The organism is Gordonia sp. GN26, assembly GCF_054823965.1.
This window is the reverse complement of record NZ_JSYC01000151.1, coordinates 1-22,008: the sequence shown is the minus strand read 5'-3', so window position 1 is coordinate 22,008 and position 22,008 is coordinate 1. Positions and strand designations below refer to the sequence as shown.

Below are 22,008 nucleotides of genomic sequence, written 5' to 3'. Positions count from 1 at the left end.
GGCGTATCAAGGAGATCGTGACCGACTTCAATTCGACCATCATCAACGAGTTCCGCGCCAACAACGGACATGTCGAGACCGCGGGTTTCGGGAGAAACCTCGTCCTGCTGCACACCCTCGGCGCCAAGTCCGGCCAGCCGCGCATCAGCCCGCTGTTCGGCCTCGCCGACGACGGGTCGTGGCTCGTCATCGGATCTTTCGCGGGTTCGCCGACCACGCCGGCCTGGGTGCACAACCTTCGGGCGCACCCCGACTCGGTCGCCGTCGAGGCCCCGGCAACCGAGGGCATCGAACGTCACGAGACGCAGGTCGTCGAGATCACCGACGCCGACTGGGATGCCGCCTGGGCCAAGTTCACGGCGTTCACCGATCAGTTCGTCAAGTACACCGAGACCGCCCAGGGGCGAAAGTTCCCGATCTTCCGGCTGACACCGAAATCCTGACGGTCGAGCCCGATTCCGGTACCCGGGTCTCGACACCCTCGTCCGGCACCGCGCCCGCGGATCGTCGTCGCTCTACTCTGGGCAGGGTGTTCGAGGTTGGCGACCGCGTGGACGGTTTCACCATCGACGAATTCGTCGGCGGTGGTGCGAGCGCGGACGTCTTCCGCGCCCATCGCGATGACGGCGACGGGCCGGTCGCGCTCAAGGTTCTGCACCCGAATGCCGCCGATCACGCCCGGGTCCGCGAACGGTTCGAGCGCGAGTTCGGCATCGCATCTCTTCTCGACCACCCGCACATCGTCCGGATGCGCGCGCATGGCGAGATCGTCGCGCCGCCCGGCTCTCCCGGCCCGCGCCACCAGCCTTCGATGTGGCTGGCGATGCAATACGCCGCCGGCCCGGCGGCCACCGCACTCATCCCCGGTGACGACACCGAACCCGACGTGGACACGATCCTGCGGGTTGCCGCGCAGATCGCCGGCGCCCTCGACTACGCACACGGCCAGGAGATCCTCCACCGCGACGTCAAGCCGGCCAACATCCTGCTCTCCCGACCGCTCGGCCCCGACGCGGACGACTCCACCCCGGTCGACGCCTATCTCTCCGATTTCGGGATCGCCCAGTTCCTCGACGACACACGGCCGCTCGCACGCAACGGCCGGGTTCAGGGTTCCATCGGGTATGCCTCGCCGGAACTGCTTCAAGCACATCGCCTTTCACCGGCCAGCGACAATTACTCGTTCGCGTGCAGCCTCGTCGAACTGTTCACCGGCACACCGCCGTACCCGCGTCACACGTCCTTCGCGATCACCCACGCACACATCAACGACGATCCGCCGCGCCTGACCCGGCGCCGTCCGTGGCTACCGTCGGCGATGGATTCGATCTTCGCCAAAGCACTTGCCAAATCACCGCAGGACCGCTATCCGACGTGCTCGGATCTCGTCGACATCCTGGTACGCCTCATGCGTGACGTGCCTGTCCCCGAACCGACCCGCTCACGATGGTGGGGACGTCCGCGCCATCCATGACGAACCGCCCGCAGGTCAGGTCAGGTCAGGTCAGGTCAGGTCTCGTCGAGTCCGTAGACGCGAACCGCGGTGTCCCGGAAGATACGTCGCAGCGCCTCGTCCCCCCACTGGGACGCACAGTCGACGAGCGCGCCGATGAGGACGTCGACCGCCGCGTTCGGGCGGTCGATCGGGTAGTTCGAGCCGAACATGATGCGGTCCGAACCGAAGTGGGCGACGACGTGTTCGACGAACGGGCCGATCATCTCGCACAGCGTCGCCTGTCCCCCGATGTTGCCCCACCGTTCGTGGCCGTAGCCGAGAACCGGCATCGCCAACCCGGAAAGCTTCACCACCACATTGCGATACGACGCCAGGGTGGTCATCCGTTCCCGCCACAACCGCCAGATGTCCGCGCGCGCCGCAGCCGTCGCACCGGTACGCGTCCCGATGGGGCCGAACACCCCGGCCGGTATCCCGAAGTGGTTCAGGACGATCGTCGTGTCGGGATACTCCCGCGCCAGCACGATGACGTCGTAGAGCTGATGGGAGTACACCGCCGCCTCGAAGACGAGCTTCCGCGCGGCCAGTTCGGCGAAACCGTCGAGGAAGGCGGCCGAAGCCAGGATGTTGTCGGCGTCGCCGCCGTCGCGGACGCGCGGATCGGGATGGCGCGTCGCCACCAGGCGGATACCCCGGACCCGCGGCGAGACCGCGGATTGTTGATCCAGCATCTCGGCGAAGTCCTGGTCGCGCGGGTCGCCGTGGGCCACGATCGCCCCCAGACGCGGGGCCCCGGAGTGGCCGAACGGGAGTCGCTCCAGATAGCGCGTCTCCTCCACGGCAGTGCTGTGCGCCGACGCCTGCTCCCCTGCGGGTAGTGCCTTACGCCAGTGCGACTCGACATGCACCACGGTGTCGATGGGCACCCCGACGACCGTCGAGACCAGAGCCGCGTCGGTCGCGTACTGCCGCGGCTCGTACGGGCGCGCGACCGTTCGCGGTGTCAGCACGAACTCCCGGTCGGCGCGCGAGGCGATGAACGGGAATGCCCGGTCCCCCAATCGGGGGACGAACCCGTACAGCCGCGACGAGCGGGTCACCGCCCATGGGGTGCGCCGCGGATTCCAGTGCTGCACATGCGCGTCGACGATGGCCGGGAGGACACCGTCGAGGGACGTCATGGTGGTACCTTGCCACACCGGATCACAGTCCGACATACGATGACGGATCCTGAATTCTGTACCGTCGGACGTTAGGGTTGAGCTCTCGGAACAGGCGGGGGACGAACGCCGACGGAGGTTGTCCACAGAGAATGGCGAGCCACTCACGCCACACGTTGCATCAGCTGCGAACAGCGGTGAACCGACAGCCCGACCGGTTCGTGACCAACGTCTACACCCGGATGTTCGCGATCGATCCCGACCTCCGGGACCTCTTCGGCGTCTCGATGGCCGCACAGCAGATCGCCTTCCATCGCGTGATCGACCACGTCCTCGAGGCCATTCCCGCGGAGTCCGGCCACGCCGACCTCGTCGAGTTCCTCGCCCAGCTCGGCCGCGACCATCGCAAGTTCGGGGTCGAACCAGAGCACTACCACGTGATGTACGCGGCCCTCATGGGCGAGTTCGCCAGTCTCATGGAGGGGTACTGGGACGACGAGGCGCAGCAGACCGTCTCCCAGGCGATGATGCTGGTCACCGGCGTGATGCGCGGGGCCGCCGAGACCGCCACCCACCCCGCGCGGTGGACGGCCGAAGTCGTGGAGAAGTACCGCATCAGCCGCGACCTGGCCGTCGTACGTCTCATCTCGCACGCGCCACTGACGTTCCACGTCGGCCAGTACCTCGAGGTGCACGTCCCGCAGTGGCCCAAGCAGTGGCGCAACTTCTCACCGTCGATCCCGCCGAACCCGGCCGGTGAGCTGGAGTTCCACGTGCGAGCGATCCAGGGCGGGACGGTCAGCTCGGCCATCGTCAGCGAGACCAGCGTCGGCGACGTCTGGACCCTGTCGCAGAGTCACGGCACGCTGCACGTCGACCGGGATCGGCCCGTCCTGATGGTGGCCGGCGGCACCGGACTCGCCCCGCTGCGCGCCCTGCTCATCGAGATGTCCAAGCGCGCGGACTCGCCGCCGACGCACATCTTCTACGGGATGCGCTACCCCGGCGAGCTGTACGACCTGAGTGTCCTGCGGCGGATCGCCTCCACCAATCCCTGGTTGCAGGTCACCGCGGTGTCGGAGGAGGAGAGCGACCCGTGGTGGATCACCGCGGTGGCGACACCGGCCGAACTGGGGATCGACCACGAGATCGGCACACTCGCCGACGTCGTCGCCGACGCCGGGAACTGGGCGGACCACCAGGTGCTCATCGCCGGATCGGCTCAGATGATCGAGGCGACCCGACGCAAACTCATCATCGCCGGGGTCCGCGCGAGCCACATCCAGCACGACCCCGTGTACTGACCGCGGGTCGACGCGTCAGGGCGCCGGCGATGCTGCGGGCACCTCGACCGTGGTCGTCTCGGTCTCGGTGATCGTGAACGGTCCCGGGATCTCCTCGGTGACCGTGGTCGTCCGGGTGACCGGACGCGGCGCGCTGGTGACCGTCGTCGTGCGGGCCCGTTCGGTCTCGGTCCGGGTCTGGGTCTGGGTGACCGTCTTCGCGTCGGCGGTGACCGTCACGGCAGCGGGTGTCTCGGTGACCGTCACGGGAACCGGTTCGGGAGTGTCGCCCTCGGCGGCCAGGAGGAGCGTCAGGCCGACCGCGCCGAGGAACACCGCGGCGCCGATCGCAGCGCCGACGAACCACCAGCGTCGTCCGGTCGACACCCGCGGGGCCGCCGCCGGAGCCGACAGGGCCGCCAGGGCGGCGTCGGCCGCGCCGATCGCCGAGGCGAGCGGCGGGTTCTCGGCGACCGTGACGGGTCGCTGGGCGGCGTATTCGAAGGCGGGAGCGATGCCCGGCATCTCCGCGCCGGGCCCGACCACGATGATCGAGGTGATGTCACGACCGCGCGGGAGCTTGGCGACCGCCGTCGCGAGGCCGGACGCGCCTTCGGGATCGGTGACGGGTGCGAGCCGGTGGGTGGTGAAGTCGGCGGTGCCGAGCACAGCGCCCGAGGTCGTGTCGACCGTGGCCACCGTCGTACCGGCCGCCGGCGCCGCATCGCGATCGAGGTCGACCACGGCGACGACTCCGCCTCGACTGGCCTGCGTGCAGGCGATCTCGGCGAGCGCCGAGGCGTAACCGGTCACGACGACGCGGCCGTACCAGGAATCGGCAGCGGTGCCCGCGGCGAACACCTGGACCAGATGCTTTCGGACGCCCTCACGGGAGACGGAGACACCGATCTGGTCGACCACGACCGGCACCGACTCGACGAGCTCGACGATCGCGGCCTCGACCGCGGGGGCCGAGGAATCAGGCAGGTCTACGAGGTTGCTGGCCAGGATGTGGCCGTCGGCGTCGCGCACCACGGACGCGATCTGATCGTCCACGACGGATATCCCGAGAACCACGGATCCGGGCAGTCCCCCACTCGCCGGATCTTGGGTCATCGTCACCTCCACATCGACGTTTGCCCATGAAGCCTAACGGCTGGGATCGGATCCGTGGCAGCCGGACCGTCGCGGGGTACCTCGTCAGACCGACTCGCCGGGATGCTGGGTGTACGCGGCGTCGCGTACCGCCTCGTCGGTCTCCAACCCGGCACCGAGCGCCCCGCCGACGGTGGCGAGCGAGCACGTCAGCCACGCGACCTCCAGGTAGTCGGTGATCCCGGGATCGTGACCGAGGGCGTCGCCGAAGACCTGAGGGACCACGAGGCACAGCGCGCCGACGGTCGCAAGGACGAAGAGCGCGGCATAGAACGCCGCGACCCCCAGCACGACGGTGATGACGGTGACGGTGTTGAACAGGACGATCTGTTCGCGCGACTGCCGGGACGTTCCCCGTTCCCAGAGGTCGGCGCCGATGATCAAAGTGGCGGTGATGGCGACGATCGAGCCGACGGCGACGCCGGTGAGGCGGACCCAGCCGAACGTGTCGGCGAGCAGCCAGATGTCGGCGGTGACCAGTGCGAAGACTCCGGCGGCGATGGCACCGGTCAGGGCCCGGGTCAGTCCGAGCGCGAGGCGCCACGGCCGGTTGGCGCGCACCATCCCCGAGAGGAGCCGGAGATTGCCGGTGAGCACCCGGGCGGTGAAGGCGGTGCCCTCGTCGTCGACGTCGGTGCCCAACTGGCGGACCCGGTGCCGCAGCGGCGACGTCGACGGTGACTTCTCGTGGTCTCGGAGGTCGTCGGCGTCGGCGCCGAGGAGTCGGCCGAGGAGGCCGATGACCGTCGTCCGCGCCCGCTGCCGTAGCCCGGTCGGGCCGAGGGCGGGTACCGACAGGACCGCGACGCCGTGCACCGCATTGGCATGCGCCACGACGGGGCGTCTGCCGACGTGCAGGGGAAGGTCGGTCAGGCAGACCACCAGGTCCCATTCACGTTCGAGGAGAACGTCTCTCGCGGCGTCGACGATCTGGGCATCGGTCGCGGGCGGCTGCACCACGGATGCTTCGACGACCTCGATCTGCCATCGGGCCCCGGGGTAGCTGGTCTGGACGTGCTCGATCAGGTCCGCGTCGACGAGCTTGCGCGCGAGCCCGATCGGTTGCCCGGGAGCGGCCACGACTCCGAGGACGACCACCGCTTCCTCGCCGGATGACGGCGCATCGTCCTGGAACTCCATGGAGGGGCTTCCTTTCGCGGCCGCCCCGGGACGGCCTGATCAGGCGTTGAAGGTCTCGATCAGGGTGTGCTGCTCGACGGCCGACGGAGCCTGCATGCCCGGGGCCTGGTCGTCGGAGTGCGATGCGCGGAACGAATCAGACTTCAGCCACGCCAGGAAGTCCTCCTTGGCGTCGAACTCCATGGTGGAGACGTAGGGCAGGCCCTCGGCCTCGGGACGCATCAGGGTGGCGCGGTGCAGGCCGGGAACACCCTTCAGCGTGGTGCGCATGGAGTCCGAGAATGCCTTCTCGAAGGCCTCGGCGTTCTCGGTGACATCGATGCGGTTGGTGATCACGAACATTTCGTCGACTCCTGGTTCGGGTCCGATAGGTCTCCGCCATCTTATCGACATGCTGTCGGCAAGATGGCGGTGGTATCAGCCGAACCGGTTCGCGAGGGCACGGAGGGTGCCCTCGATGCCCTGCCCGTTCTTCTTGTCATATCCGATCAGCTCCATGATCTTCGGAAACTTGAGCGTGGAGTAGTCGAAGGTCTCGGTGACCTGTGTGGTCGTCGGCGACGTGGCGACGAGGTCCCAGCGCCAGCGATGGCCCATGGGGTGCTTCCACTCGACGACGCGGTCGGTGTCGACGTCGGTCGCGGTGGAGGTGATCGTGTACGGGACGCCGAACTGCTTCATCCCGACGCTGAATCGCGCGCCGGGGGTGAGCTTTTCCGGGCCCTTGACGGGCGTGTCCCGCACCGTTCCCGAACCGTCCAGTTCGGGATGACGATGCGGGTTGGCGATGAGGGCGAAGACCTCTGCAGCCGGCGCGTCCACGACGATGCGCCGTGAAACGCGGTGCGAGCCCGTGTCAACGGTGGTGACGGTGTCGGAAGCCATACATCCAACGTACGCGGGAGCCGTTGATCGCCCTGGTGGAACGAGCCCGACCGTTCAGTCGCCGGATCGCTTCCGCCGCGGCTGCCACACGACCAGCGCATTGGTCCGGGGCACCGGGACGAGCTCGCCCCCGCGTCGGTTCCGCGACGCGGCGACCTCGTCGGAGAGTTCACGGACGCGCTGCTGCAGCGCCTCGACCTGATTGCTCAGGTCGATGATCCGTTTGATCCCTGCGAGGTTGACGCCCTCCTCCTGCGAGAGACGCTGGATCTCACGCAGGAGGTCGACGTCGCGGGACGAGTAGCGGCGACCGCCGCCACTCGTGCGCTGCGGGGTGACCAGACCCAGCCGGTCATAGGTCCGCAGGGTCTGCGCGTGCATGCCGGCGAGCTCGGCGGCCACCGAGATCATGAAGGTCGCGCCGTCGGCGTCGAAGTTCTTCTGACCGGCCATGACTCACTTCCCCCAGTTCGCCCGTGGATCGAAACCGCTCGCCCTCTCGGCCTGATCGTAGGCACGCATCGCCTCGATCGCGGCGTCGTCGAGCTTGTCCGGCACCGCGACCTTCACCGTCACGAGCAGGTCACCTGCACCGCCGGACCGCTTGGGGACGCCGCGACCGCGCACGCGGAGCGTCCGGCCGTCGGTGGTGTTCGGCGGGATCTTGACCCCGACCGAGCCCTCGAGCGTGGGTACCGAGACCGTCGCGCCGAGAACGAGTTCGGAGATCCGCACCGGGAGCTGCACCCGGAGGTCGTTGCCGCTGCGCGTGAACTGCTTGTGCGGCGTGACGTGGACGACGACGTAGAGGTCGCCCGACGGCGCCCCCCGGCGTCCGGCCTCGCCCTGTCCGGCGAGCCGAATCCGTTGTCCGTCTTCGACTCCGGCCGGGATACGCACGTTGATGGTGCGCGTCCGGTTCTTGACTCCGCTGCCGGAGCAGTCGGTGCACGGGTCGTCGATCCACGAGCCGGTGCCCTGGCAGTCCTGGCAGGGTTCGCTGAACCCGAAGGCGCCCTGGTTGCGGCTGACGAAACCGGAGCCGTTGCAGTTGGGGCACACTCGCGGGCTGGTGCCGGGCTTGGCACCCGACCCATGACAGGTGGTGCACGGGGACGGGCTGGTCACCCGCAGCGGGACCGTCGTGCCGAGTGCCGCGTCCTTGAAGGACAGCGTCGTCTCGGTTTCGAGGTCCTTGCCGCGACGGGGACGGCTGGCCGTCGACGTGCGCTGGGATCCGCCACCACGGTTGAAGAGTCCGTCGAAGATGTCGCCGAATCCGCCACCGCCGCCGGTCTGGCCGCCGCCGAACAGGTCGCCGAGGTCGAAGTCGCCACCACCGGTCGTGTACGTCGTACCGCCGCCGGGGAAACCGCCGCCCGGGAAGCCGTTGCCACCGCCACGGAATCGTCCGCCGGCGAACATGGCACGGGTCTCGTCGTACTCTTTGCGCTTCTCCGGATCGCTCAGCACGCTGTGTGCTTCGGACACCCGCTTGAAGCGCTCTTCGGCCGCGGAATCGCCGGGATTGGCATCCGGGTGCAGCTCGCGTGCGAGCTTGCGGTAGGCCTTCTTGATCTCTTCAGCCGAAGCGTCAGAAGCAACGCCCAGGTCCTTGTAGAAGTCATGTTCCAACCACTCACGTTGTGGAGCCACCAGACGTCACCTCCTTCAAGTCTTCTGTTGTCTGGATGGGTATTTCAGTTGTATTCGTGTTCGTACTCTCGCCGGAGAGCCCTGAGGTGCGAGTCGCAGGCTCGCTCCTCGCACCTCAGGGCCACAAACGGTCGTTCTATTGTGCACCGGTCTGGTCGCCGGTGGGCTCGGGATCGGTGACCGTCACCATGGCGGTGCGGATCACCTTCTCGCCCAGCCGGTAACCGCAGCGGTACACCGCGCCGATGACCGGGTGGCCTCCGGTGCCGTCGTGCTGAACCGCTTCGTGGAGTTCGGGGTTGAACTCCTCACCCGCGGCGCCGAAGGACTCGAGGCCCTCGGCGTTCAGCACTGCGGTCAGCTTGTCGGCGACTGCCCGGAGCGGGCCGGTCTCGAGATCGCCGTGCTCGCGGGCACGGTCGAGGTCGTCGAGAACCGGGAGGAGCTTGTCGATCAGGATCTGCTTGCCGTAGGCAACCGATCCCTGCTTCTCCTCGGCAGCTCGCCGCCGGAAGTTGGCGAACTGGGCGCGTTCCCGCTGCAGGTCGGCCGTCAGCTCGGCGAGCCGGGCGTCCGGGGACGCCTCGTCGGCCGGCTGTTCGGTGTCGGACTCGTCCACGACGGGTTCGGCGTCGGCCGGGCCGGGGCCGGCGGCCGGCTCGTCGCGCACCTCACCCGTTTCCGGGTCGATGCGACGACGATCGGTCACCGTCACCGGCTCCTCGCCGGACCCATTCGACGAATGGGATCCTGCGGTCACTTGTTCTCCTTGGTGTCGGCGTCGTCCACGACCTCGGCGTCGACGACATCGGGATCACTGTCGGCGGCAGCGCCAGCCTCACCGTCGGCGGACTCCGCAGCAGCGTTGGCGTAGATCGCCTGGCCGAGAGCCTGCGACTCCTCCGACAGCTTCTCGATCGCGGTCTTGATCGCGGCCGAGTCGGTGCCCTTCAGCGCTTCCTTGGCGTCGTTGACCGTGGCCTCGACCTTTTCCTTCACATCGGCCGGGACCTTGTCCTCGTTGTCCTTGAGGAACTTCTCGGTCTGGTGGACCAGCGACTCCGCCTGGTTGCGGGTCTCGGCCTCCTCGCGACGCTTGCGGTCCTCGTCGGCGTGCGCCTCGGCGTCCTTGATCATGCGGTCGATCTCGTCCTTGCTCAGGCCGGAACCGTCCTGGATGCGGATCGAGTTCTCCTTGCCGGTGCCCTTGTCCTTCGCGGTGACGTGCACGATGCCGTTGGCGTCGATGTCGAAGGTCACCTCGATCTGCGGGACACCCTGCGGCGCAGGCGCGATGCCGCCCAGCTCGAAGCTGCCGAGCAGCTTGTTGTGCGAGGCGATCTCACGCTCACCCTGGTACACCTGGATCTGCACCGACGGCTGGTTGTCCTCGGCCGTGGTGTAGGTCTCCGAGCGCTTGGTCGGGATGGTGGTGTTGCGCTCGATCAGCTTGTGCATCACGCCGCCCTTGGTCTCGATGCCGAGAGACAGCGGGGTGACGTCGAGCAGCAGCACGTCCTTGACCTCGCCGCGCAGGACGCCGGCCTGCAGCGCGGCACCGACGGCGACGACCTCGTCCGGGTTGACGCCCTTGTTGGGCTCGCGGCCACCGGTCAGCTCCTTCACCAGGTCGGTGACGGCCGGCATACGGGTCGAACCACCGACGAGCACGACATGGTCGATGTCGCCGACGGAGATGCCCGCATCCTTGATGACGGCCTGGAACGGTGCGCGGGTGCGCTCGAGCAGATCAGAGGTGATCCGCTGGAATTCGCTGCGCGACAGCTGCTCGTCGAGGAACAGCGGGTTCTTGTCGGCGTCGACGGTGATGTACGGCAGGTTGATCGAGGTGCTCTGCGAGCTCGACAGTTCGATCTTGGCCTTCTCGGCAGCCTCACGCAGACGCTGCAGGGCCATCTTGTCCTTGGTCAGATCGATGCCGTTCTGAGCCTTGAACTTCTCGACGAGCCAGTCGACGACGCGCTGATCCCAGTCGTCACCACCGAGGTGGTTGTCACCGGAGGTCGCGCGGACCTCGACCACACCGTCGCCGATCTCGAGCAGCGAGACGTCGAAGGTACCGCCACCGAGGTCGAAGACCAGGATGGTCTGTTCCTTCTCACCCTTGTCGAGTCCGTAGGCCAGGGCTGCCGCGGTGGGCTCGTTGACGATGCGCAGCACGTTGAGGCCGGCGATCTGGCCGGCTTCCTTCGTGGCCTGACGCTGGGAGTCGTTGAAGTAGGCGGGCACGGTGATCACGGCGTCGGTGACGTCCTCACCGAGGTAGGCCTCGGCGTCGCGCTTGAGCTTCATGAGCGTGCGCGCGCTGATCTCCTGCGGGGTGTACTTCTTGTCGTCGATCTCGACCGTCCAGTCACCCTCACCCATGTGGCGCTTGACCGAGCGGATGGTGCGGTCGACGTTCGTGACCGCCTGGTTCTTTGCCGGCTGACCGACGAGCACCTCGCCGTTACGCGCAAAGGCGACCACGGACGGCGTGGTCCGCGAGCCCTCGGCGTTGGCGATGACCGACGCTTCGCCACCTTCGAGCACCGAAACCACGGAGTTGGTGGTGCCGAGGTCGATTCCAACAGCACGAGACATGTTTGGCTTCCTCCTAGTTTGTGGGTGTGCACCCAAGTCCTTTGGCCCCGCGGTTCGCTGACGCGGGGATGATGTCCGAAACCCAGCGGGACCGGACTTCAGTGCGTCCGACTCATGTCCTACTCACATCGGAGCGTCGAGTCAAACTTACTTGAGTCAGTGTCACTCAGGTTTCTCGAAGTGTGTAACGGGACCCCTTCCGGGTTTGTTCCCGGATAGCTGGAAAAAGTTGAGCGAGTTTCACTCAACACGCGGCCACACAGTGTGGTCCTTGACACACCTGTGCCCGCCGGGCAGATTCTCTCCAACAGGAAGCAAGCGATTCCACTTCACCGTCCCCGAGGGCCGCCCATGACGCAGACCAGTCCTACACCGACGACGGGAACCGGGGACTCCCCTCCCCGTCGCCCGTATCGCATCGCCGTCTGGGGTCCCGGCGAGGTGGGCGGCGCCGTCATCCGGGCCGCACTCGCCGACCCCGCCTTCGAGATCGTCGGCGCCCTCGTCCACAACCGCGAGAAGGAGGGCAAGGACATCGGCGAGCTGGTGCGGTCCGACCCGATCGGGATCGCCGCCACCCGCGACCGCGCGGCCTTCAAGGACCTCGACGTGGACTGTGTCGTCCTCACCCCGGCGCCGGCCGCGGTGATCAAGGGACTCGACGACGACGTCATCGATCTGCTCGAAGCGGGGAAGAACGTCGTGGCGACCGCGGCGTACCACAACGTGTCGATGCCGAACTGGCTCAGCCCTTTCCGCAAGTCCCCGCAACGCATGTTGGAGGCGTGCCACACGGGCGGCGCCACGCTGCACGGGACCGGCGTCCATCCGACTTTCATCGTCGAGCGGGTCGCGATGACGATGGCCAAGGCGATGTCGTCGGTCAGTCATGTGCGATCGGTTGAGGCCGTCGACTTCTCCCGCGCCGGGTCGATGTGGGGCGGGTTGGGAGCGCTCGGATTCGGCGCCGAACTCGATTCCCTCGGCGCCGAGTCCCCGGTCGCACGCGGCGGCGACATCTACTACGGCGATCTCACCGGCAACGTCGCGCACGCGCTGTACGGCGCGGACAGTTCCGAGGTGAGGGTCGAGACGTCACTGCGCGGCATCCCCGCCGAACGAGATGCGCAGGTCGGCGCGACGGCGATCAAGAAGGGCACTGCTGCCGCCCTGCACCTGACGCATCGCGGCTACCTCGGCGACCATCATTTCTTCACCAACGAGGAATGCTGGTATCTCGCTTCGGTACCCACTCGGCCCGCTCGCTCCGCTCCCGGCGCCGAAGTCGTGTTTCGCGGCGATGATCTCCCGTTCGGCGGGTTCACCAGCCCGATCGCGTACACGCTCGTCATCAGCGGCGAACCGGCCGAGATGCGCACCCAACTGGAGTTCGGCATCGGGTCCGGCCACACCAACCCGATCACGACCGCGTCGGTGCGAGCCGTGCTCGACGCCATCCCGGCGGTGGCCGACGCCGAACCGGGCATCCTCATCGACGACGTCGGACCTCATTACCGGCACGACGACCGGGTCCGGCTCCCGTGACCGAGGACGCTCGACCAGAGGTCGCCGCATGGAACGGTCTCATCGACGCGCTCCGCTCCGCAGGTGACAAACTCGCCGCCGACACCGCGGGCCTGGACCCGGCAGAACAGGCCGACGGATTCCGCGCCCTGGTGCGCGGGTTGTCGAATCAGTTGTCACGCCTCGAAGTCGACCGAGAACGCCCGGAGCTCGTGCCGTTCAACGGGTGGCGGCACAAGTTCCTGATGGACAACCCCGATTTCCGGTACTGGGTCACCGAGGTTCGTGGTGATCGTGTCTACCGGATCCGCGGGAACCGCGGCGACGCGTCGTACATGTCGGTGACCGTCTACCGCCGGACGGGCGGCATCGGCTCGGAGGCGACGGCCCGCATCGACAGCGACGCCATCGGATTCGACGACGACGGCAGTTTCGAGATCGACCTCGGCGGTTCCGCACCGGGAGCCGGCGACTGGCTGGAGTTGCCGGAGAAGTCCGGCGCCGTCTGGGTCCGGTTCTTCCACGACGACGTCGAGAAGGACGAACTGGGCTGGTGCAGTATCGAACCGATCGTCGAACCGCCGGTGCCGCCGCCCATCGACGCGGGGAGATTCGCGTCGTCGCTCGGCACCCTGGCGGCCACGACCTCGATACTCCCGACGATCTTCGAGATGTCGACCAAAGACGATCTCGATCCGCCGAACGTCCTGCGTCACTGGTCGGAGATGGCCGGTGGCGCTGTGTTCACCGAACCCGGAATCCACTACGTCCGCGGCGGCTGGCAGCTCGGACCCGGCGAGGCACTGGCCATCGAGGGGGATGTCGTGGAGTGTCGATACTGGAACATATTGGCGTACAGCCGCTTTCTGAACTCGCTCGACTTCCGGTACCGCCCGGTGTCGTATACGGGTGCGACCGCGACGGTCGTCGACGGACGGTATCGATTCGTTGTCGCGGCGGAGAACCCAGGCGGCTCGGGCGACTGGATCGACTCCGAGGGGCGCGACTTCGGGATCATCGTGATGCGTTTCCTCCAGCCTGTCGATACACCTCCACTGCCGTCCGCCCGGGTGGTCCGGCTCGACGACCTGCGAGGCGAGTGATCATGACGTGGACGCCGCCGCAGCGGAGCGAGGTCGCCGAGAGCATCTACGCGGCCGCAGAAGCCGATCGGGTTGCCCGCCCCGAGCGGTACCGGCTGGGGGTCGAGGCAACCGACACCATCGTCGAACGGGCGACTGCCGGGCACGGTGTCGAGGGATTGGGCGACCCGGCACTGTGGCGGCCGGGCCTGGAACAGTACCTGGCGTCGGCGACCGAGGACGGCCGTCTCAACGCTGTCGGAATCCGTAACGCGCAGGACGCGGTGATCGGCAAACTGCGGGCGCGCTCCATCTTCGACAAGACCGTGCGGGAGAGCCCGGAAGTGGCCGAACGCGAGGTGCTCCCGCCGATCGTGATCATCGGCGGCTGGCGCACCGGGACGACGTTCCTGTACCGACTCATGGCGCGCGACCCCAGGCTCCGCGCGCCGCGTCCAGTCGAGCTGTATGCCCCGTGGCGGGTCGCGAGGCTGTCCCCGGAGCAACGCGAACGGCTGATCGACACCCAAACTGCCGAGCCCAACCCGCTCCACGTGCTGAACCCGGCGATGGCCGCGGTCCACGATTCCGGACCGGCCCTCCCCGAGGAGTGCGTACTCGGCATGGGAACGACCATGCGCAACTGGGGCTTCAGCTCGACGATGCGTCTCGACAACTACTCCCGATGGCTGGCCGATCAGGATTTCACCGGTGAGTACGCAGCGCATCGCACTATGCTGCAGATCCTCGACGACGGGTCCCGGCGGCGATGGCTGCTGAAGGCGCCGGCCCACACGCCCGAACTGGCCGCCCTGGCCCGGACATACCCCGGTGTCTGCATCGTCCATCTACACCGCGACATCGTGGAGACCGTGGCGTCGGGTGCCAGCCTGTTCGCGACCTACCGGTCGACCTACAGCGACGAGGTCGACGGTCACGACGTCGGCCGGTTCCAGATCGAGCAGTCGGAGTTGTGGTTCCGTCGAGCGCTTGAGTTCCGTGATTCCCGTACGGCCGGATCGGCGACCGTCGTCGACCTCGACTACCGGGACCTGGTGTCCCGCCCCGGGGAGACCGTCGAACGTGTCTATGCAGCAGCCGATCTCGATGCCCCGGACGTCGCGGCGATGCTCGCCGAGCACAACGGGGAGCAGCCGCGTCATGGCAAGGGCAGACACCGGTACCGCCCAGAGGAGTTCGGGATCGAACCGAATGCCCTGCGCGAACGGATGGCCTTCTACACCGACGCCGTTACCGAGTGGACGTCGAGCGCTGCCCGGCAGTAACCGACGACTCGCGATTCCCGCACGTCGGGTTGCACTTGGGTCTCTGTCTGTCTGGATGTTCCTCGTCTCTGCACTGGGCGGCGCTACCGTCGGAGGTGCCGAGGTCGGGAGGTCGAGATGGGCGACGCCACATCGAGTACCACCCGCTGGGTTCCGTGGCGAGTGGCGCCGTCCTCCGGTTTCGAGGTCGACGATCCGACCGGTCGGGGCAGCGTCGGGATCGTCCAGATCGACGAGCGTCAGTTCGTCGTCCTCAACACCTTTCGATACTCCGACGAGGACGTCGAGAACGATCTGGTGACCAAGTTGGTACGCGGCGGCATGGATGAGTCGCAGGCCCGTGCGGCGGTCGACAAGGCCCGGACGTTCGTTCCGCGCGAGGACAATCCGACGGATCTCGCATCGGTCCCGCGCTTCATGCGCTGGTTCGAGGACTCCTACGGAAAGCACTCGCTGGCGGCGTTGATCCACGACGAGCTCATTTCCGACGCCGTCAACTCGGGTGCACTCGGCAGCGACACCCTGTCCGACCGATTCTTCCGCGAGATGATGCGAACGTCCGGGGTTCCCTGGCTGAAGCGCTGGATCATGTGGTCGGCCGTGGCACTCCGGACCCGTTGGATCGCAGGCGGTTACCGCCGGTGGAGCCTCGTGCTGTGGCTGTTGCTCAGCATCGTGGGGATCACCGCTACAGTCGGCTCCGCGGGTGCGCTGCTGTTCGACTGGCCGTGGACGGTGTGGTCGCCGACGGGGTCGCTCGTGGTGGCGCTGCTGATGATCTTCGTCGCCGCACCCCTGTGGGGACGCCAGTGGGCGGCCAGTCTGATCGGCGCCGTCGGCGCGTTGTGGCTGGTGCCCGCTGCTGCCGTGACGAGTCTCGCCTGGGTGGTCTACCGCGCGTTGGAGGGGATCGCCCGCACTCTGCGGCTCCGTTGATACGAAAAGCGGGGCGCCGCCCGGTGGCCCGGACGACGCCCCGCTGATCGTGCTCCGACGTCAGGCTGCGCTGACCTGTTCTCCCGCTGCGGGTTCCAGAGCCTGCGCGACGATCTCGGCGACGTCGGTCATCGGGCGCACGTGGAGTGCGTCGAGGACCTCGGCCGGCACGTCGTCGAGATCAGGCTCGTTGCGCTGCGGGATGAAGACGGTCTTCAGCCCGTTGCGTTGTGCGGCAAGCAGTTTCTGCTTGACCCCGCCGATCGGCAGGACGCGGCCGTTCAGCGTGACCTCGCCGGTCATGCCGACCTCGGCGCGCACCCGTCGACCCGTCGCCATCGACACCAGCGCGGTGACCATGGTGACGCCCGCACTCGGACCGTCCTTGGGCACAGCTCCGGCCGGAACGTGCACGTGGATGGTCTTGTTGAGCGACTCGGGGTCGACGCCGAGCTGCTCGGCGTGCGCCCGCACGTACGACAGCGCGATCTGCGCCGACTCCTTCATCACGTCACCGAGCTGACCGGTCAGCTTCAGGCCGGGCTCGCCGTCGGTGGCGTTGACCTCGATGAAGAGGACATCACCACCCATTCCCGTGACGGCGAGACCCGTTGCGACACCGGGCACTGCGGTCCGTTCGGCCGATTCCGGGGTGAACCGGGGCCGGCCGAGGTAGTCGCGCAGGTCCGGCTCGTCGATGGTGACCGGAGCGGTCGCCGTACCCTGCGCGAGGTTGGTCGCCGCCTTGCGCAGCGCCTTCGCGAGGAGCCGTTCGAACTGTCGCACACCGGGTTCCCGGGTGTAGTTCGCCGCGATCTCGCGGAGCGCCGCGTCGGTGACGCTCACCTCGTCGGTAGTCAGTGCTGCCCGCTCGGCCTGTCGAGGCAGCAGGTAGTCGCGAGCGATGGCCACCTTGTCGTCCTCGGTGTAGCCGTCGAGGGTGACGAGCTCCATGCGGTCGAGCAGGGCCGACGGGATGTTCTCGATGACGTTGGCGGTCGCGAGGAACAGGACGTCGGACAGGTCGAGGTCGAGATCCAGGTAGTGGTCGCGGAAGGTGTGGTTCTGCGCGGGGTCGAGGACCTCGAGCAGGGCCGCAGCCGGGTCGCCCCGGTAGTCCGAACCCACCTTGTCGATCTCGTCCAGCAGCACAACGGGATTCATCGATCCCGCCTCGCCGATCGCGCGCACGATGCGACCCGGCAGCGCGCCGACGTAGGTACGGCGGTGACCGCGGATCTCCGACTCGTCACGCACACCGCCGAGCGCGACGCGCACGAACTTGCGGCCCAGCGCCCGGGCGACGCTCTCGCCGAGCGACGTCTTGCCGACGCCGGGCGGGCCGGCGAGCACCATGACGGCGCCCGATCCGCGTCCGCCGACGACCTGCAGGCCGCGTTCGGCGCGTCGAGCACGCACTGCCAGGTATTCGACGATGCGGTCCTTCACGTCGTCGAGGCCGTGGTGGTCGGCGTCGAGGATCTCCCGAGCACCCTTGATGTCGGTGGAGTCCTCGGTGCGGGTGTTCCACGGCAGGTCGAGGACGGTGTCGAGCCAGGTACGAATCCACCCGGTCTCCGGCGACTGGTCGCTGGCGCGCTCGAGCTTCCCGACCTCGCGCAGTGCGGCTTCGCGCACCTTCTCGGGCAGGTCGGCCTCCTCGATGCGCGACCGGTAGTCGTCGGCACCCTCGGGCTCGTCCTCACCGAGTTCCTTGCGGATGGCGGCGAGCTGCTGGCGGAGCAGGAACTCCTTCTGCTGCTTGTCCATCCCCGCGCGGACGTCCTCGGCGATCTTCTCGCTGACCTCGGACTCGGCGAGGTGGTCGCCGGTCCAATCGACGAGCAGCCGCAGTCGCGCGGCGGTGTCCGGTGTCTCGAGGAGTTCGCGCTTCTGCTCGTCGGTGAGCCAGGACGCGTAACCCGACGTGTCGGCGAGGCTCGACGGGTCGGACATCTTGTTGACCGCGTCGATCAGCTGCCACGCCTCGCGGCGCTGCAGCATGGCCAGGACGAGCTTCTTGTACTCGCCGGCCAGGGTCCGCACCTCGTCGGTGACCTCGGGTTCCTCGACCTCGGTGGCCTCGACCCACAGCGCGGCACCGTGGCCGGGTGTCCCGGTCCCGATCTGCGCACGCTTCTCACCCTTGACGACGGCCGCGAGACCGCCGCCCGGGATGCGCCCGACCTGCACGATCGAGGCGATCACCCCGTACGTGGGGTACCGGTCGTCCAGCCGTGGGGCGACCAGCAGTTTTCCGCTCTCACTCGCCCGCGCAGCGTCGACCGTGGCCTGAGCTGCATCGTCGAGCGGAATCGGCACGACCATGCCGGGCAGGACGACGACGTCCGGGACGAAGAGGACCGGCAGTGAATATGTCTGCGACATGAAACCTCCAGAGTTAAGTCTGATCGACTCAACTGCGATGGCTGGAAGTTTGTTCCCGACTGATTTATGCCAGGGGCGAACGGGGCGAGATCAACGCGCGGCGCCGCTTTCCTCGACGAGTTGCTCGCGATGCGCCGAAACGCAGCTGTTGCCCTACCGGCCTCAGCATCCCCAGGTAAACCCGTCCGGGTCGCTGAACTGCCCGGCCTCACCGCCGATCACCAGCCGATGCGAGCCGGAGCCCGCGGCGTCGACACCGGCGTCCTTTGCCGCGGCCTTGCGGCCGTACAGCGCGAGCTTCACCGCGTCCGGGCTGCTCTCGAACTCGACGTATTTGCGGCCGTAACTCTTCCCGACAGTGATTCCGTGGTCGGCGTAGAACTGCTTGGTGGCCGCGACGTCGTCGACGCCGAGCAGGAGGACCAGGTCGTCGACTGTCCGGGCTGGTGCGCCGGTCGGTTTCTTCGACGAGCTGGCGACCTTCCAGATCGCACCGTCGGGCGCCTGGACAACGCCGCCGTACCCCCAGAAGGACTTCTTGGCGCGCTTGAGCACGGTGGCACCGGCGTCGATCGCGGGTTCGAGGAAGGAGTCGGCGACCGCCGGGTCGGCGACCACGAGCGAGATCACGTAGCCGCGGAAGCCCTGGCTCGGGGCCTCTGCGGCCCGGAACCCCAGTCGGTCGCCCAGTCCGAAGGCCTTGTCGTAGAAGACTTCCGCTGCGCTGATGTCGGGAACTTCGAGGGTGAGTGTGTTGATGTTCGTCATGCTTCGACGCTATGGCGCGTCGAACTGTTTACGCTTCTCGATTCCTGATCGATCGTGCGTCACCGCCAGACTCTCCTCGGCTGGCTTCGATACGGCTCGTCGCAAGCTCCTCGCCTACTCAACCAGCAGGCAGGGACGGCTCGTCGCGGGCTCCTCGCCTACTCAACCAGCAGGCGGGCGGCGGAGGTTGTTCAGCCGGGGAGGTCGACGAGGCGGGTCGCGAAGACGACGACCTGGGCGACGACCAGCACCGCCAGCGCGACGGCGAACGCCGCCGCCGTGATGACCACTCCCGCGGAGGCCTTCAGCGCATCCCACACACTCTGTAGCGTCATGACCGCGCTCCGAGGCGCGTGTTGGCGAACAAAGGACCTGAGGACAGGTGTCGGCGTACCGACATCGAGTCGAGGGGCATGGGCTGACCTCCGTGCGGACAAATACCCCGGACGACGGTGTCCGGGGTCACACTTATGTACCACACACATCAGGGTCGATGCGACATAACGGACCCTGGATCAAGTGACCAAATCGCATCGGCCCCTTGGTTACTGGCCAGTCCGAAACCCGATCGGCCACGAACTGCGGTTACACAACCGGCGATCTCCGAGGAGCCTGCATGTCGATCCTGTCCCCCGCCACCGCACGGCAACCGCTGGGCCGCGCGATCGCCCGCATCGCGCTGGGAGCCGTCCTGGCGATCGCCGGGATCGGCCACCTGACTGCGCAGCGCGACGAGTTCCAGGCCCAGGTGCCCGACTGGGTGCCGTTCGGCAAGGACTTCGTGGTCCTGGCCTCGGGCGGGGTGGAGATCGCGATGGGCGCGGCGCTCATCGCCCTGCCGCGGTATCGCAAGGTCGTCTCGTGGATCGTCGCGGCCTTCTTCGTGGCGGTGTTCCCCGGCAACATCCATCAGTATGTCGAGCACATCGACGCCTTCGGCCTCGACACCGACCAGAAGCGTCTGACTCGTCTGTTCTTCCAGCCCGTGCTGGTGCTGTGGGCGGTTGCAGCAGGGACTGGTGAGGTTCATAGCTCGAAACCGCGGTGAGCGCGGGTTCGAGCTATAGATCGGCGGCTTGTTCGCGCCGGGTACAAGCAGCCTGGCAGGCGGTGTCCACCCCGGCCCGGACCTGCGGCCGGAAGCCCGCGCCGGAGCTGATGGTCAGCGCGGCGACGAGCCCGCCGACCGCGCAGAACGCCGCACAGATGTACATCGCCGTCCGGAACCCGCCGCCGAGCGGCTCACCGGGACCGGCGTCGATGCCGGCGACCGCGGGCAACACCGCCACGGCCAGCAGCCCGGCGACGCGGGCCACCGCGTTGTTCACGCCCGACGCGGTCCCCGCGAACGCGTCGTCGACCGCTCCCAGCGCGGCCGAGGTCAGCGGCGCGACGGTCACCGTCATACCGAGCCCGAACAGCAGGACTCCCGGCAATACATGCGCCAGATAATCCGTCCCCGGTTGCACCCGAGCCATCAGCGCGAAGCCGCCCGCGGCGATCAGCGGGCCGACGGTCATCGGCAACCGTGGCCCGGTGGTCTGGGCGAGCTTTCCCACCAAGGGCGACCCGAACAGCATGATGAACGTACTCGGGAACATCGCCGCACCCGCCTCGAACGCCGAGTAACCCAGACTCTGCTGCAGTTGCAGGGCGAGCAGGAACAGCGCGCCACCCAGAGCCGCATACACCAGCAGCGTCGTCAGGTTGGCGCCGGTGAACTGCGACGACCGGAACAAACGCAGCGGCAACAGCGGTGAGCGCACCCGCGTCTCGATGACCGCGAACGCGACGAGCACCGCCACGCCCACTAGACCCGCGACGATCGTTCCGGTCGACCAACCGCGCGACGGACCCTCGATCAGCGCGTAGATGACTCCTGCGAGACCGAGGGTCATCGTCACAGCTCCCGCGACATCGAGCCGACGCGGCGCCGACGGATCGCGCGACTCCGGCACGTGCTTCATCGCGATGACCAGCGCACCCAACGCCAGTGGCACGCTCAGGAAGAACGCCCAGCGCCACGACGCCGCGTCGACGAGCCAACCGCCGACGAACGGTCCCAGCGCACTGGTCGCGCCGGACATCCCGGCCCACAACCCCACCGCGGCACCGCGATCCGACGGCGCGATCTCCGCGTTGATCAGCGCCAGGCTGCCGGGTACGACCGCTGCGGCCGCCACACCCTGGACGAGTCGGGCGGCCACGAGCCACTCGACGGTCGGGGCCACCCCGCAACCGACCGTCGCGACCGCGAACATCGCCAGGCCTCCGGTGAAAACGAGCCGGCGCCCGTATCGATCACCGGCGACCCCGCCCAGCAGCAGGAGTGAGCTCAGGGTCAGCAGATAGCCGTCGAGCACCCACTGTTGTCCCCGGAGTCCGGTGTCGAGGTCACGTGCGATGGCCGGCAGTGCGACATTCACGACCGTGCCGTCGAGGAACGCGACGCCCGACCCCAGGACCGCCGCGACGATCAACCATCGGCCCGCCGCCGATGCAGCCGGTATCCCGCCTGGGACTGCATCCGCCGGACGGTTCGCGGTCATGTCTGCCTTCCCGGACGCCTCGGGTCTGTCTACCCAGAGTCGGGGTCGGAACGCCTACGCGCAACCGCCGCTGTCACGGGCAGACGCGTGGCAGGTGGGCAACGGCCCCTTCGATACGCCCCTCCGCAAGCTCCGG

Annotated in this window: 21 protein-coding genes; 8 read left to right on the top strand and 13 right to left on the bottom strand. The window is 67.8% G+C overall.

Annotated features, from left to right (window positions below):
• Positions 1-17 precede the first annotated feature (17 nt).
• The gene (locus OK17_RS20755; protein WP_461418607.1) at positions 18-443 is read left to right on the top strand and encodes a nitroreductase/quinone reductase family protein; all 426 of its coding nucleotides are present in this window, start codon (positions 18-20) and stop codon (positions 441-443) included.
• An 86-nt stretch (positions 444-529) separates the two neighbouring features.
• The gene (locus OK17_RS20750) at positions 530-1,474 is read left to right on the top strand and encodes a serine/threonine-protein kinase (protein WP_232717804.1); all 945 of its coding nucleotides are present in this window, start codon (positions 530-532) and stop codon (positions 1,472-1,474) included.
• A gap of 35 nt (positions 1,475-1,509) precedes the next feature.
• On the opposite strand, the gene OK17_RS20745 is transcribed toward OK17_RS20750, so the two are convergent.
• Positions 1,510-2,637, bottom strand: a complete 1,128-nt coding sequence (locus OK17_RS20745) for an amidohydrolase family protein (protein ID WP_232717803.1) — start codon at positions 2,635-2,637, stop codon at positions 1,510-1,512.
• Positions 2,638-2,768: 131 nt separating this feature from the next.
• Between OK17_RS20745 and OK17_RS20740 the strand changes: the two genes are divergently transcribed.
• Entirely contained in the window at positions 2,769-3,920 is a 1,152-nt protein-coding gene (locus OK17_RS20740) for an FAD-binding oxidoreductase (RefSeq protein WP_232717802.1), read from the top strand.
• Between the two features lie 15 nt (positions 3,921-3,935).
• On the opposite strand, the gene OK17_RS20735 is transcribed toward OK17_RS20740, so the two are convergent.
• The 8 genes from OK17_RS20735 to dnaK all read right to left on the bottom strand — a co-directional run bounded on the left by OK17_RS20735 (position 3,936) and on the right by dnaK (position 11,339).
• A complete protein-coding gene (locus OK17_RS20735; protein ID WP_461418606.1) occupies positions 3,936-5,015 on the bottom strand; it encodes a hypothetical protein in 1,080 nt (359 codons plus the stop codon).
• A gap of 84 nt (positions 5,016-5,099) precedes the next feature.
• Positions 5,100-6,194: a hypothetical protein gene (locus OK17_RS20730; RefSeq protein ID WP_461418605.1), complete on the bottom strand. Its 1,095-nt coding sequence runs from the start codon at positions 6,192-6,194 to the stop codon at positions 5,100-5,102.
• 39 nt (positions 6,195-6,233) lie between these two features.
• Entirely contained in the window at positions 6,234-6,536 is a 303-nt protein-coding gene (locus OK17_RS20725) for an antibiotic biosynthesis monooxygenase family protein (protein ID WP_006868930.1), read from the bottom strand.
• A 75-nt stretch (positions 6,537-6,611) separates the two neighbouring features.
• Positions 6,612-7,079, bottom strand: a complete 468-nt coding sequence (locus tag OK17_RS20720) for an SRPBCC family protein (protein ID WP_232717799.1) — start codon at positions 7,077-7,079, stop codon at positions 6,612-6,614.
• Between the two features lie 54 nt (positions 7,080-7,133).
• Complete coding sequence (locus OK17_RS20715; protein WP_005195171.1) at positions 7,134-7,532, bottom strand: heat shock protein transcriptional repressor HspR; 399 nt, start codon at positions 7,530-7,532, stop codon at positions 7,134-7,136.
• Positions 7,533-7,535: 3 nt separating this feature from the next.
• Complete coding sequence (dnaJ, locus tag OK17_RS20710) at positions 7,536-8,735, bottom strand: molecular chaperone DnaJ (protein WP_461418604.1); 1,200 nt, start codon at positions 8,733-8,735, stop codon at positions 7,536-7,538.
• A 136-nt stretch (positions 8,736-8,871) separates the two neighbouring features.
• Positions 8,872-9,495 carry a nucleotide exchange factor GrpE gene (grpE, locus tag OK17_RS20705; protein ID WP_461418603.1) on the bottom strand — a complete coding sequence of 208 codons (624 nt, stop codon included), beginning with the start codon at positions 9,493-9,495 and terminating at the stop codon, positions 8,872-8,874.
• Positions 9,492-11,339, bottom strand: a complete 1,848-nt coding sequence (dnaK, locus tag OK17_RS20700; protein ID WP_461418602.1) for a molecular chaperone DnaK — start codon at positions 11,337-11,339, stop codon at positions 9,492-9,494. Before dnaK ends, grpE begins: the two co-directional genes overlap by 4 nt.
• Positions 11,340-11,690: 351 nt before the next feature.
• Between dnaK and OK17_RS20695 the strand changes: the two genes are divergently transcribed.
• The 4 genes from OK17_RS20695 to OK17_RS20680 all read left to right on the top strand — a co-directional run bounded on the left by OK17_RS20695 (position 11,691) and on the right by OK17_RS20680 (position 16,167).
• Positions 11,691-12,884 (top strand): hypothetical protein, encoded by a 1,194-nt coding sequence (locus tag OK17_RS20695; RefSeq protein ID WP_461418601.1) that lies wholly within the window; start codon positions 11,691-11,693, stop codon positions 12,882-12,884.
• On the top strand, positions 12,881-13,966 hold the full coding sequence (locus tag OK17_RS20690) for a DUF1214 domain-containing protein (RefSeq protein ID WP_232717795.1): 1,086 nt from the start codon (positions 12,881-12,883) through the stop codon (positions 13,964-13,966). The genes OK17_RS20695 and OK17_RS20690 overlap by 4 nt, the downstream gene beginning before the upstream one ends.
• The gene (locus OK17_RS20685) at positions 13,966-15,231 is read left to right on the top strand and encodes a sulfotransferase (protein WP_232717904.1); all 1,266 of its coding nucleotides are present in this window, start codon (positions 13,966-13,968) and stop codon (positions 15,229-15,231) included. The genes OK17_RS20690 and OK17_RS20685 overlap by 1 nt, the downstream gene beginning before the upstream one ends.
• Positions 15,232-15,348: 117 nt before the next feature.
• The gene (locus OK17_RS20680; RefSeq protein WP_461418600.1) at positions 15,349-16,167 is read left to right on the top strand and encodes a DUF1353 domain-containing protein; all 819 of its coding nucleotides are present in this window, start codon (positions 15,349-15,351) and stop codon (positions 16,165-16,167) included.
• Positions 16,168-16,227: 60 nt separating this feature from the next.
• Here OK17_RS20680 and lon read toward each other — a convergent pair whose 3' ends face one another.
• From lon to OK17_RS20665, 3 genes are all read right to left on the bottom strand, one after another.
• Positions 16,228-18,555, bottom strand: coding sequence for an endopeptidase La (gene lon, locus OK17_RS20675; RefSeq protein ID WP_461418599.1), 2,328 nt, complete (start codon positions 18,553-18,555; stop codon positions 16,228-16,230).
• Positions 18,556-18,717: 162 nt separating this feature from the next.
• Positions 18,718-19,323, bottom strand: a complete 606-nt coding sequence (locus tag OK17_RS20670) for a glyoxalase (protein ID WP_461418598.1) — start codon at positions 19,321-19,323, stop codon at positions 18,718-18,720.
• A 191-nt stretch (positions 19,324-19,514) separates the two neighbouring features.
• Complete coding sequence (locus OK17_RS20665) at positions 19,515-19,658, bottom strand: hypothetical protein (RefSeq protein ID WP_167330284.1); 144 nt, start codon at positions 19,656-19,658, stop codon at positions 19,515-19,517.
• Between the two features lie 281 nt (positions 19,659-19,939).
• Between OK17_RS20665 and OK17_RS20660 the strand changes: the two genes are divergently transcribed.
• Positions 19,940-20,371 (top strand): DoxX family protein, encoded by a 432-nt coding sequence (locus tag OK17_RS20660; RefSeq protein ID WP_232717791.1) that lies wholly within the window; start codon positions 19,940-19,942, stop codon positions 20,369-20,371.
• 13 nt (positions 20,372-20,384) lie between these two features.
• On the opposite strand, the gene OK17_RS20655 is transcribed toward OK17_RS20660, so the two are convergent.
• Complete coding sequence (locus OK17_RS20655) at positions 20,385-21,872, bottom strand: DHA2 family efflux MFS transporter permease subunit (protein ID WP_461418597.1); 1,488 nt, start codon at positions 21,870-21,872, stop codon at positions 20,385-20,387.
• Positions 21,873-22,008: the final 136 nt, after the last annotated feature.

Excerpts from the sequence above, each read along its gene's own strand:
- OK17_RS20745 (WP_232717803.1), bottom strand. The coding sequence starts at position 2,637 with ATGACGTCCCTCGACGGTGTCCTCCCGGCCATCGTCGACGCGCATGTG.
- OK17_RS20740 (WP_232717802.1), top strand. The coding sequence starts at position 2,769 with ATGGCGAGCCACTCACGCCACACGTTGCATCAGCTGCGAACAGCGGTG.
- OK17_RS20735 (WP_461418606.1), bottom strand. The coding sequence starts at position 5,015 with ATGACCCAAGATCCGGCGAGTGGGGGACTGCCCGGATCCGTGGTTCTC.
- OK17_RS20730 (WP_461418605.1), bottom strand. The coding sequence starts at position 6,194 with ATGGAGTTCCAGGACGATGCGCCGTCATCCGGCGAGGAAGCGGTGGTC.
- OK17_RS20725 (WP_006868930.1), bottom strand. The coding sequence starts at position 6,536 with ATGTTCGTGATCACCAACCGCATCGATGTCACCGAGAACGCCGAGGCC.
- OK17_RS20720 (WP_232717799.1), bottom strand. The coding sequence starts at position 7,079 with ATGGCTTCCGACACCGTCACCACCGTTGACACGGGCTCGCACCGCGTT.
- OK17_RS20715 (WP_005195171.1), bottom strand. The coding sequence starts at position 7,532 with ATGGCCGGTCAGAAGAACTTCGACGCCGACGGCGCGACCTTCATGATC.
- dnaK (WP_461418602.1), bottom strand. The coding sequence starts at position 11,339 with ATGTCTCGTGCTGTTGGAATCGACCTCGGCACCACCAACTCCGTGGTT.
- OK17_RS20695 (WP_461418601.1), top strand. The coding sequence starts at position 11,691 with ATGACGCAGACCAGTCCTACACCGACGACGGGAACCGGGGACTCCCCT.
- OK17_RS20680 (WP_461418600.1), top strand. The coding sequence starts at position 15,349 with ATGGGCGACGCCACATCGAGTACCACCCGCTGGGTTCCGTGGCGAGTG.
- lon (WP_461418599.1), bottom strand. The coding sequence starts at position 18,555 with ATGTCGCAGACATATTCACTGCCGGTCCTCTTCGTCCCGGACGTCGTC.
- OK17_RS20670 (WP_461418598.1), bottom strand. The coding sequence starts at position 19,323 with ATGACGAACATCAACACACTCACCCTCGAAGTTCCCGACATCAGCGCA.
- OK17_RS20665 (WP_167330284.1), bottom strand. The coding sequence starts at position 19,658 with ATGACGCTACAGAGTGTGTGGGATGCGCTGAAGGCCTCCGCGGGAGTG.
- OK17_RS20660 (WP_232717791.1), top strand. The coding sequence starts at position 19,940 with ATGTCGATCCTGTCCCCCGCCACCGCACGGCAACCGCTGGGCCGCGCG.
- OK17_RS20655 (WP_461418597.1), bottom strand. The coding sequence starts at position 21,872 with ATGACCGCGAACCGTCCGGCGGATGCAGTCCCAGGCGGGATACCGGCT.